General features: G+C 65.3%; 12 protein-coding genes. 8 read left to right on the forward strand and 4 right to left on the reverse strand.

All coding sequences use genetic code 11. From position 1 onward, the window contains the following. Positions 1 to 630 (forward strand): SLAC1 family transporter (locus tag QOH60_RS19190; protein WP_526423289.1); only part of this gene is annotated, 630 nt, incomplete at its 5' end. On the opposite strand, the gene QOH60_RS19195 is transcribed toward QOH60_RS19190, so the two are convergent. Further along, positions 627 to 2,342, reverse strand: coding sequence for a tyrosinase family protein (locus QOH60_RS19195; protein WP_526423291.1), 1,716 nt, complete (start codon positions 2,340 to 2,342; stop codon positions 627 to 629). The two genes, QOH60_RS19190 and QOH60_RS19195, sit on opposite strands and share 4 nt — an antisense overlap. A gap of 323 nt (positions 2,343 to 2,665) precedes the next feature. Here QOH60_RS19195 and QOH60_RS19200 point away from each other — a divergent pair, with 323 nt between their 5' ends. After that, entirely contained in the window at positions 2,666 to 3,277 is a 612-nt protein-coding gene (locus tag QOH60_RS19200) for a TetR/AcrR family transcriptional regulator (RefSeq protein ID WP_526423293.1), read from the forward strand. Here QOH60_RS19200 and QOH60_RS19205 read toward each other — a convergent pair. After that, positions 3,271 to 3,909, reverse strand: coding sequence for a hypothetical protein (locus QOH60_RS19205; RefSeq protein WP_526423295.1), 639 nt, complete (start codon positions 3,907 to 3,909; stop codon positions 3,271 to 3,273). The genes QOH60_RS19200 and QOH60_RS19205 overlap by 7 nt on opposite strands. A gap of 53 nt (positions 3,910 to 3,962) precedes the next feature. Between QOH60_RS19205 and QOH60_RS19210 the strand changes: the two genes are divergently transcribed. Further along, on the forward strand, positions 3,963 to 4,856 hold the full coding sequence (locus QOH60_RS19210) for a phosphoribosylaminoimidazolesuccinocarboxamide synthase (protein WP_526423297.1): 894 nt from the start codon (positions 3,963 to 3,965) through the stop codon (positions 4,854 to 4,856). Next, a complete protein-coding gene (locus QOH60_RS19215; protein ID WP_526423299.1) occupies positions 4,853 to 6,979 on the forward strand; it encodes a S9 family peptidase in 2,127 nt (708 codons plus the stop codon). Before QOH60_RS19210 ends, QOH60_RS19215 begins: the two co-directional genes overlap by 4 nt. Here QOH60_RS19215 and QOH60_RS19220 read toward each other — a convergent pair. Beyond that, positions 6,935 to 7,381: a DoxX-related protein gene (locus QOH60_RS19220; RefSeq protein ID WP_526423301.1), complete on the reverse strand. Its 447-nt coding sequence runs from the start codon at positions 7,379 to 7,381 to the stop codon at positions 6,935 to 6,937. The genes QOH60_RS19215 and QOH60_RS19220 overlap by 45 nt on opposite strands. A gap of 88 nt (positions 7,382 to 7,469) precedes the next feature. Here QOH60_RS19220 and QOH60_RS19225 point away from each other — a divergent pair, with 88 nt between their 5' ends. Further along, positions 7,470 to 8,042, forward strand: a complete 573-nt coding sequence (locus tag QOH60_RS19225) for a TetR/AcrR family transcriptional regulator (protein ID WP_526423303.1) — start codon at positions 7,470 to 7,472, stop codon at positions 8,040 to 8,042. 93 nt (positions 8,043 to 8,135) lie between these two features. Beyond that, positions 8,136 to 8,843 (forward strand): DUF2334 domain-containing protein, encoded by a 708-nt coding sequence (locus tag QOH60_RS19230; RefSeq protein ID WP_526423305.1) that lies wholly within the window; start codon positions 8,136 to 8,138, stop codon positions 8,841 to 8,843. 7 nt (positions 8,844 to 8,850) lie between these two features. Here QOH60_RS19230 and QOH60_RS19235 read toward each other — a convergent pair whose 3' ends face one another. Then, entirely contained in the window at positions 8,851 to 9,504 is a 654-nt protein-coding gene (locus tag QOH60_RS19235) for an MBL fold metallo-hydrolase (protein ID WP_526423307.1), read from the reverse strand. A 96-nt stretch (positions 9,505 to 9,600) separates the two neighbouring features. Here QOH60_RS19235 and purS point away from each other — a divergent pair, with 96 nt between their 5' ends. Together purS and purQ are read left to right on the forward strand one after the other, a co-directional pair. After that, positions 9,601 to 9,840: a phosphoribosylformylglycinamidine synthase subunit PurS gene (gene purS, locus QOH60_RS19240; RefSeq protein ID WP_526423309.1), complete on the forward strand. Its 240-nt coding sequence runs from the start codon at positions 9,601 to 9,603 to the stop codon at positions 9,838 to 9,840. After that, complete coding sequence (purQ, locus tag QOH60_RS19245) at positions 9,837 to 10,511, forward strand: phosphoribosylformylglycinamidine synthase subunit PurQ (protein WP_526423311.1); 675 nt, start codon at positions 9,837 to 9,839, stop codon at positions 10,509 to 10,511. The genes purS and purQ overlap by 4 nt, the downstream gene beginning before the upstream one ends. Positions 10,512 to 10,671: the final 160 nt, after the last annotated feature.

Consider the following 10,671-nt stretch of genomic DNA (forward strand, 5'->3'; position numbering starts at 1 on the left):
ATGTGGCGATACCGGTGGACCGGTCTGCGCGACCGTGCGCACGGCGTGTGGGAGCTGACGAGCATCGCCCCATCGGGGCTGGCGATCCTCACGGCTCAGTTGGTCCTCCTCACGCGCAGCCGAGCGCTGCTCACCCTCGGTATCGCGATGTTTCTCCTCGCCCTCGCTGTGTACTGCCTGGCGACCTGGCTGATCGTCTGGCGGGCTGCCGCCGCCCCAGATGACGAGATCTGGCGGCCGGACAGCTGGATCCTGATGGGCGGCTTGGCAATTGCGACTTTGGCGGGCGATCGCCTCAACCGGGCGGCACTGACCGTGTTGTCGCGCGACTGGCTCGTCCATGAGTTGCGCACGGCGACAGTGGTGACGTGGGTGGTCGCCACCCTGTGGATCCCGGTGCTCGTGTACGTGACTCTGCGCCACTTCCGGTGGCGGTTTTCCGGGGCATGGTGGGCCATGGTCTTCCCGCTCGGCATGTATTCCACCGCGACCTTCGCCATGCTGAAGGAGACCAAGTGGCAGCCGTTCGCGACAGTGTCGCTGACGTTCTTCTGGCTTGCCCTCGTGTCCTGGGCAGCGGTTGCGCTCGCTGCCACGGTCGTCTTGATTTGGAGTGCTCAGAATCCCTAATGGACAGCGACGCGAAGCGCCGCCGCGGGCGCGGTCTCACCTGACGGCGCCGGCGAGGCTCCGTTGCGGGTGGTGATCTCGACGTCGTAGTCGCTCACTGCCCCAAGCGATCCCCGTGCGGCGCTCGTCAGCACCCCGGTGCCGGCCGGGGGGACACTGAAGTAGGCGTGGGCCTGCAGGTGCGTCTGGCAGTTCGCACAGCCCTCGACGTTCCAGCGGCTCAGGATGGCCTGGGTGCCCACATGGACACGCTCGCCGCCGACGTTGGCGAAGAGCGAGACCAGAAACGAGCCACGGTGCTGTGAACGGTCGATCCCCGAGACGGCCACTACCTTGGTATCCGCAGGTACCGGGGCTGTGGCCGGCGGCTGCCCGGCGACTGGCGGCGGCGACAGGTCCTCAAGAGAGCCGCTGCTGTAGGTGACCCCCATCTGCGCTTCGATGTCGACACAGTCCATCGATGTGTAGGGCGTGCCGTCGGCCTTCGTGAACGGCAGCAGAGGCGTGTTCATATCCAGCGGCTGGTTCGGATCGAGGTCGGCTGAGGGGCCTTGGGAAGGGTTCTGAAAAGGGTCGGTGCCGGCATAGCCGGGGATGATGTCCATCTTCATGCCGTGCCGCTTCTGCCAGAGCCAGAACACCCGGTCGACGAAGCAGTGGTGGAAGAAGAATATGGGATCCATTGCCGCCGTGTCATTTTCGCCCATGTCGGCGTTGGCGCCGGGAATCGGTGAGAGCTTACCGCCGGGCAATCCCGGAAAGTCGGGAAGATCGAACCCGCCAATGGACAGGTGAATGCCGTCGTGCGGCTGCTCGATTGCCACGATCGGCGGCTTCACGCCGGTGTCTTTGTTCCACTGTGAGGCCGAGGTCCGGTTAGAAAAGACGGTGTAGTTGGGCGCGTCCAGGCACGCGCGATATTGGTCGGCCACCTGGCCTCTTTTCGCCGGCTTGCCCTCGAGTTTGATCGTTCCGGCCAGCCAATCGGTGATGTTCTTGTTCAGCAGCGCGACGTTGTAGTCGTAGTCGGGAAACTGGGCGTTGTGGTTCGCCGTCTTGTCGCGGTACTCCTGCGTCCCGACAAGACCCGATAGCGGGTAGCGGACGGTCTCATATCCCTTCGGCTTGCTGTAGATAGAGTCCTGGCCTCCGATGCTGTCAACAACATCGGCAGTGAATATGAAGGAGCGCAACGGATTCGGAATCGTTTTGCCGTCGAGTTCGACGGTTCGCCAAGTCAACGCCCACGGCGCGCCGTGGGCGAGGGAATCCGCGCTGGTCTCATCCCAGTAGGGCAGCGTGACGTTCTCACAGCCGGGCACACTGCGCAGCGCGTCTTCGAGCTTGAGCAAATAGACGCGGTGCCAGGTGGGGAACAGCACGTTGCCGTGATGGCAGTAGCCGCCCCAGTATTGGGCCTCGGAGGCGCCTTGACCGCGGAATGGCTCACCGTGATAGCCGGCGAGGGTGAAGAACGAACGCGGGTCTCCGGCGGGAAGTTCCTTGATGTGGGCCCATGCCCGCCACAAATCCTCCAGGGGCTTCTTGTTGCCCAAGGCGTAGTCGTTTTGCAGCTCCTGGAGTGACCGCCGGACGCGCAACGATGGGGCAGCGGGTGCCGGCCCTCCGTTCTGGCCCCTCGTGCAGGCGGCGACCACAGCCGCCGCCAGAGCCGTTGCGGCCATGAAGAACGTGCGTCTACCGATTGCCATATGCCAACCCCTTCAGTCGATGTCGGCAACGGGTCGTGCGGGCCGACAGACCCGCGGGAGCCGTGACGAAACGCTATCAGTGCAGCCGCGTCGCAGAGCCACTTTTGCGCCAGCGCGCAATGGCGTTGGCCCACAGCTAATTCGACCGGCTCGGCAATCATCTGCGAAGCCGCCGTACCCTCAGAGTCTTTTTAGGGATCCAGGCGAGTTTCCGAGGGCTGCAGGGGTACTCACCACCGGGATGCGCGTCACTGATCAGACCCACCAATGGGGCGTCGTCGACGGTTTGTCGCCGGATACGACGCCCAGGCAGACGAGGCTACGTGTCCGACGGAAGATTGACCGGCGTGCGAGGTCCCGGCCGTCCCCCGGCCCAGGGATTGGTATCTCGCCGAGAGCTTCTGCGCGCAGCCCGAGAGGTCTTCAGCCAGCACGGCTACAACGCGACCACTTTGAAGGGCATCGCCAGCCGGGTCGGTGTCACCCGGCCTGCGCTGATCTACCACTTCCACAGCAAACGAAATCTCTACGAGGAACTTCTGATTTCCGCCGATCGAGCGATGCGCGATCTCATGGAGCGGGCGCTGGCAGCCCCGACGTTCGTCCGGCAACTGCTCTGCTTCGTCGAGACGCTGTCCGACGACATCCCCCTAGCTTCGTTTCTGGTCAGCGCCGCCGCGGACGTCAAACGACATCCCGGGCAATGGCCTGCATCGCATGACATCACGAGCACGATCAACGGATTTGTCGCGGTGGCGTTGCGGGGCGCGGTCCGGCGCGGCGAACTCAGCGAGGCACCCACCGCCGTGAGCATCGACCTGGTCGCCGCGATGGTGATGGGTTTGCTTCTGGAGACGGTGTGCTCGGCGGACAAACCGCTCGACGCGGTCTTCGGCCAGTTCGCCGCATTGCTCACTGGCTCCTGGCATCAGTAGCGCTGGCTGCGCGCGAGCGCGCGGAAACTTATTCCAGCCGAACGCGCCTCGAGCGCGGCAAGGCCGAGCACCGTGACCGGATCCGACCGCCGCCACGCGCCAACTGGATCAGGGTTGACCGCGGCGAGCCGCCGCAGCGGCCTGTTCGCGAGCGCCCTGAGCGCAAGGAGCTCGATTCCGGCCGGCGTCGCGGCCAGCCCGAGGATTGTCAGCTTGCGGAGCAAGAAGCGCAGCCGCAGAAACAACCACGGCATCGCGAGCGCGAGAATCGGCGGAGCTGCCACCGCCAGCGCCAGCAGTACTGCCAGCCACGTCGCGGTCGAGTCGATGCTGTGCCCGGCCTGCGCGATCTCACGGGCGGCGTCACCTGCCGCCGTCAGCGGCTTCTTCAGCGCGTCGCCCACCAGCGGCACTTTGCTCGCGGTGTCGCCGGCTGAATCCATGTTGCCTGCAACACCGTTGGCGCCGCTCTGCACCTTTCGCCCGGCCTCCGCGATGGTCGAGACTGCGGCATGCACCGCCAATCCGATCAGAACCCACAGCCACGTCCATCCGATCATGATGAGGTCGCAGAGGACTTGAAGGGTCGTGCGGAGCGGACGGCTAGAGTACGGCAGATACCGGGTCATCATGCTGACGATCCCAGCACAACGAGGGCACTGCGCGATGCCGATAGGCTGACGCGATGCGACCCGCCCTGACCGATTACCCACACCTGGCCAGCGGCAAGGTCCGCGAGCTCTACGAGGTCGACGCCGACCACCTGCTGTTCGTCGCCACGGACAGGATTTCGGCATTCGACTATGTGCTGCGGTCGTCGATCCCGGACAAGGGCCGCATCCTGACTGCGATGAGCGTGTTCTTCTTCGATCTCGTCGACGCGCCGAACCATCTCGCCGGCCCCCCCGACGATCCGCGGATTCCCGAAGACGTGCTCGGGCGCGCACTCATCGTGCGGCGTCTCCAGATGCTGCCGGTCGAGTGCGTCGCCCGTGGCTACCTCACAGGGTCCGGGCTGCTCGATTACCAGAAAACAGGACGCTTGTGCGGGATAGAACTCGCGCCGGGCCTGGTCGAGGCCAGCAGGTTCAGCGAGCCGCTGTTCACCCCGGCCACCAAGGCCGACCTCGGGCTCCACGACGAGAACATCTCGTTCGACGACGTGGTCGAGCTGGTCGGCGCACAGCAGGCCGCCGCGGTGCGGGACGCGACGTTGCGGATCTACGGGCAGGCCGCCGAACACGCCCTGCGGAACGGAATCATCCTCGCGGACACCAAGTTTGAGTTCGGCACGGATGAGCGCGGGCAGATCGTGCTTGCCGACGAAGTCCTCACGCCGGACTCCTCACGGTATTGGCCGGCCGACGAGTATGAGGTCGGTGTCCGCCAGAACAGCTTCGACAAGCAGTTCGTCCGCAACTGGCTGACCGACCCCGGTTCCGGCTGGGACCGCTACAGCGGAGACGAGCCGCCACCGCTGCCGCCCGATATCATTGATGCCACACGGTCGCGGTATATTGAAGCCTACGAACGTATTTCGGGTCTGCGCTTCGACGACTGGATCGGTTCGGCGGCATGAGCGCGGTCCCCGTGCCTCCGCGCCCCAAGCGCGTCGATCTGCTGCGCGAGCACCACGGTGACGTCTTCGTCGACCCGTACGAGTGGCTCCGCGACAAGTCGAATCCCGACGTCATCGGCCATCTCGACGCCGAAAACGAATACACGGACGCACTGACCGAGCATCTCGCGCCCCTGCGGCAGGCGATTTTCGACGAGATCAAGTCCCGCACCAAGGAGACGGATCTCTCGGTACCGACGCGTCGCGGCAGCTGGTGGTATTACGGGCGAAGCTTCGAGGGCAAGCAATACTCTGTGCAATGCCGTTGCCCGGTAGGCGATCCCGGCGATTGGTCGCCGCCGCAGTTCGACGAGCACACCGATATAGACGGCGAGCAGATTCTGCTCGACGAGAACGAGGAAGCCGAGGGTCACAGTTTCTTCTCGCTCGGCGCGGCCAGTGTCAGCCTCGACGGAAACGTCCTGGCGTACTCCGTTGACGTGGTGGGCGATGAACGCTATACCCTGCGGTTCAAGGACTTACGGACGGGCGAACGATATCCCGATGTGATCGAGGACATCTCGGCAGGGGTGACGTGGGCGGCTGACAGTCAGACTGTGTACTACACGACGGTGGACAGCGCGTGGCGCCCGGACACGGTGTGGCGTTACCAGTTGGGCTCGGACGGGCCGGCGGAAATGGTGAATCACGAACCCGACGAGAGGTTCTGGCTCGCCGTCGGCCGCACACGCAGCGACGCCTACATATTGATCGCGGCGGGATCGGCGATCACCTCGGAGGTCCGATATGGCGACGCCGCCGATCCCCGGGCGCGTTTTTCGGTGGTCCTTCCCCGTCGCGAGGGCGTCGAGTATTCGGTGGAGCACGCAGTGGTCGGCGGCGAACAGAGATTCCTGATCGTGCACAACGACGACGGCGCGGTGAACTTCACCCTGGTGGAGGCCCCGGTGGAGGACCCGACCGCGCAGCGCACGCTGATCGAGCATCGTGACGATGTCCGGATTGAAGGAGTGGACGCATTCGCCAACCACCTTGTGGTCTCTTACCGGCGCGAAGCGCTGCCCAGGATTTCGGTATGGCCGATCACTGCCGACGGGAACTACGGTCAGCCGGAGGAGATTTCGTTTGACTCGCCGTTGATGTCGGCGGGGTTGGGCGCAAATCCGAGCTGGGATTCGCCGATGATGCGCATCGGGGCGACGTCCTTTCTGACGCCGGTGCGCATTTACGACCTGGAGTTGGCGACCGGGCGCCGCACGCTGCTGCGCGAGCAGCCGGTGCTCGGCGACTACAGTCGCGAGGACTACGTCGAACGACGGGACTGGGCCGTTGCTTCCGATGGGGTGAAGGTGCCGTTGTCGATCATCCATCGCGGCGATCTGCGACTACCCGCACCTGCGATCATCTACGGCTACGGCGCCTATGAGCTGTGCGACGACCCCCGATTCTCAATCGCCCGGCTGTCGCTGCTCGACCGCGGGATGGTGTTCGTCATCGCCCACGTGCGCGGCGGTGGTGAGCTGGGCCGGCTGTGGTACGAGAACGGAAAGATGCTCAAGAAGAAGAACACGTTCACCGACTTCGTCAGCTCGGCAAGACATCTCGTCGACACCGGCATCACCCGGCCGGAGAATCTCGTGGCGATGGGCGGAAGCGCGGGCGGTCTGCTCATGGGTGCCGTTGCGAACGCGGCGCCCGAACTGTTCGCGGGCATTCTCGCCCAGGTTCCGTTCGTCGATCCGCTGACCACGATCCTGGATCCGTCTTTGCCCCTCACGGTCACCGAGTGGGATGAATGGGGTAACCCGTTGGAGGACAAGGACGTCTACTTCTATATGAAGTCGTATTCGCCGTACGAGAACGTCGAAGCGAAGGATTACCCGTCAATTCTGGCGATGACGTCGTTGCACGACACTCGCGTCTACTACGTGGAGCCGGCGAAATGGGTTGCCGCGCTGAGATATACCAAGACCGACGCTCATCCTGTCCTATTGAAGACCCAGATGAGCGCCGGTCACGGCGGAATCAGCGGCCGCTACGAGCGGTGGAAAGAAGCGGCGTTCCAATACGCGTGGCTGCTAGACACTGCCGACTGCCACGAGCGTCGCGCCGGCCAGGAATAGCACCTGCATCAGCGTGCGCGGCACCAGTGGGGTGCTGGGTGCGTGTTCAGAGCGCTTGGCGCCAGCGGCGTACACGTTCGCGGGAAACATCGCCACCATCAGGAGAGCTAGACAGACGGCCGCGGCGACGCGCGTCGCCGGGATCAGCAACCCGACCGCGCCGAGCAGCTCGAGAACGCCGGTGACCGTGACGAGCAAGCCGGGGTGGGGAAGCTTGGGCGGCACGATGGCGACCAGGCCACTCCTCAGCGGCTGAACGAAATGGGCGACGCCGGTGACGACGAACATCGCAGCCAGGCCGACCGCGGCCGCCGCCGGCCACGTGGCGGTGTACTCCCAGCCCAGCCATCCGCCACCGCGAGCGGCGAGCGTAACGACGACAAGTGCGATCAGGGGAACCATCGCGGTCTCCAATCTAGACAATGACAAGATAAGAATAATGTAGGTCGGTATCTAGTCAGTGTCAAGTTCTCGGATTATGATGAGGATCATGAATGCGGCTCCGCGGCCTCAGTACCACCACGGCGACCTACGCACGGTGATCCTCGCCGAGACTGCCCGGCTGGTGGCTGACCGCGGCGCCGACGGGGTCTCGCTGCGGGAACTGGCCCGAAATGCCGGGGTTTCCCATGCGGCGCCGGCGCACCACTTCACCGACCGCCGTGGCTTGTTCACTGCCCTTGCAGCGCAGGGCTTTTCGCTCCTGGCCGACGCGCTGGAGGCGGCGCGGGGAGACTTCGCCGCCGCGGCGCTGGCCTACGTGCGCTTCGCGATCGAGCATCCGGGCCACTACGCCGTGATGTTCGACCGCTCACTGGTGGATGCCGGCGATGCCGATCTGGCCGCTGCGCAGGCCGCCGCCGGCGCCGAATTGTCGCGTGGGGTCACGACGCTTCAGGATCCACACGCGAGAGCCGACCCGGCAGGAGCCGAGCTCGCGGCATGGTCCCTGGTGCACGGCTTCGCGATGCTGTGGCTCAACCACGCAGTCCCGGCTGATGTCGCCACGGGCGACCCGATGGCCGCGGTGGATCGGATCGCGCGGATGCTGTTCGACGGCTAGAGGAGGAGTCAAAAGTCCTGGAACGGGGACTTGGACACCTTCCGTCGGCGTGTATGACACCGATCCGACACCTGAAGTGGTCACACTCAAGTTGTGCCTGGACAGCTCCTTGTGTCGGTCTCGGGCATCCGGGACCGCACCACTGCGGACGTAGCCGACTTTTGCGCGTCGCTGGATACGCGGGATGTGCCGATCTCGTTACTGGTCGCGCCGCGGCTGGCGGGCGGCTACCGACTGGCGGACGACCGCACCGCCTCCGAATGGCTGCGTGCCCGCCGCGAACACGGCGATGCAATCGTCTTGCACGGGTTTGACGCCGCTGCGACGAAGAAGCGGCTGCCCGAATTCTCCACACTGCCCGCGCATGAGGCCAATCTTCGTCTGAAAGGCGCGGATCGAGTCCTCGAACATATCGGCTTGCGAACCAGACTCTTCGCCCCGCCTGGCTGGCTCGCCTCCGCGGGGACCGTCGATGCGCTGCCGCGCAATGGTTTTCGCCTTCTCGCGGCGATGACCGGCATCACCGATCTGGTCCGTCACACCACCGCGCGCGCCCGGGTGATCGGCATCGGCGCAGGTTTCCTCACCGAACCCTGGTGGTGTCGCACCCTCGTGTCGTCCGCAGAACGGATCGCACGGCGAGGTGGCACCGTCCGGATTGCGGTGTCGGCCAAGCATTTGACGCGCCCGGGGCCTCGGCAGGCGATGATCGACGCGATCGATCTCGCGCTGATGCACGGCGCGACAGCCTCGGTATACCGGTGGACGCCGGACCGGCCGTCGCTCGTCGACGCCGCCTGACTCCTCCTTAAAACTCGGTGCCGTTCTCGGCATCGAGCACCTGGAAGTCGGTGCCGCCCATCTCGACGTAACGCTGGTAGTAGAGGTTGTAGGCCACGGGGTTCACGATGCCCTGGTGAATCGGGATGGCGCGCTGGGGATTCACCGCGCGCAGGTACTCGACACCCTCTGAGATCCTCATCCACGGTGCTGCAGCGGGGAGCGCGAGTACGTCGACGGGCTCGCGGGGGATGTACAGGGCGTCACCGGGATGCATCAGCCGTGCACGGTGCTCGCCGTCGTCGATGAGGTACGAAATATTGTTGATGACAGGGATTTCCGGATGGATGACCGCGTGTACGCCGCCGCCGCCACGTACCCGGAGGCTGCCGATGGTCAGCTCGTCGCCGGCGTTGACCGCCTGCCACCGTCCGCCGAGTTGCGCTGCGGTTTGCGGGTCGGCGTAGAGCGCCGCGCCCGGGTTCGCGTCAACCAGAGCGGGCAACCGGGATGTATCCGCATGGTCGGGATGCTGATGCGTGATCAGGATGGCCGACAGCCCGGTGATGCCTTCGAAGCCGTGGGAGAAACTCCCGGGGTCGAACAGCAGCGTGGTGTCGGCGCCGTCATCGGCGGAAAACGTGGCGAGCAGACAGGAGTGGCCGAAGTGCGTCAACTGCATGCCTTCGATTGTGCTCTGCCAACCCGCCCGCGGGTACCCGCGCCGGTAGAGTGATCTCCGAGAAACTCTCACCGGATCGACAGCGAGGAGCAACCTGTGGCGCGGGTGGTGGTGAACGTCATGCCCAAGGCTGAGATCCTCGACCCGCAAGGACAGGCGATCGCGGGTGCGTTGGGCAGGCTAGGACATGCTGGCATCTCGGATGTGCGGCAGGGCAAGAGGTTTGAGTTGGAGGTCGACGACAGCGTCGACGATTCGGCGGTCGCCGAGATCGCCGAGTCCTTGTTGGCCAACACCGTGATCGAAGACTGGACCGTCAGCCGGGAACCGTCGTGACCCCGCGGGTCGGGATCATCACTTTTCCGGGCACGCTGGACGACGTCGACGCGGCCAGGGCGGCCAGGGCGGTCGGCGCGGAAGCTGTCAGCCTGTGGCACGCCGATGCCGACCTGAAGTCCGTCGACGCAGTCGTCGTGCCAGGGGGGTTCTCGTACGGGGACTATCTGCGGGCCGGCGCCATCGCCCGGTTCGCGCCCGTGATGGTTGAGGTGATCGCGGCCGCGGGACGCGGGATGCCAGTGTTGGGGATATGCAACGGTTTTCAGGTGCTGTGCGAGGCCGGGCTGCTGCCTGGCGCACTCACCCGGAACGCGGGGTTGCACTTCGTGTGCCGGGACGTGTGGCTGCAGGTGGCGTCGACGACGACGGCGTGGACGTCGCGCTACGAGCCCGACGCGGATGTGCTGGTGCCGCTGAAGTCCGGTGAGGGGCGCTATGTTGCGGCCCAGGCCGTGCTCGACAAGCTCGAAGGTGAGGAGCGGGTGGTGTTCCGCTACCGGGACAACCCGAACGGCTCGATGCGCGACATCGCCGGAATCTGCTCATCCAACCGGCGTGTCGTCGGCCTGATGCCCCATCCCGAGCACGCCACCGAGGCGCTCACCGGCCCATCCGTCGACGGGCTCGGCTTGTTCTACTCGGCGCTGGACTCAGTCCTAGCGGCCTAGCCTTCCGTTTCCGCGCGAGCGTGCGTGTCTGCGGCCGACACGCCGGCGATTGTGGCGATTCCGCGCACGCTCGTCGCCGAGGCCGTCGTCAGCGCCGTCTGGGCGAGCGTGCGCAAACTCAGTTCCTGGATCGGCGTGTCGCCAACAGACACGCACGCTC

The organism is Mycobacterium sp. (assembly GCF_032159765.1).
Taxonomy (GTDB): domain Bacteria; phylum Actinomycetota; class Actinomycetes; order Mycobacteriales; family Mycobacteriaceae; genus Mycobacterium.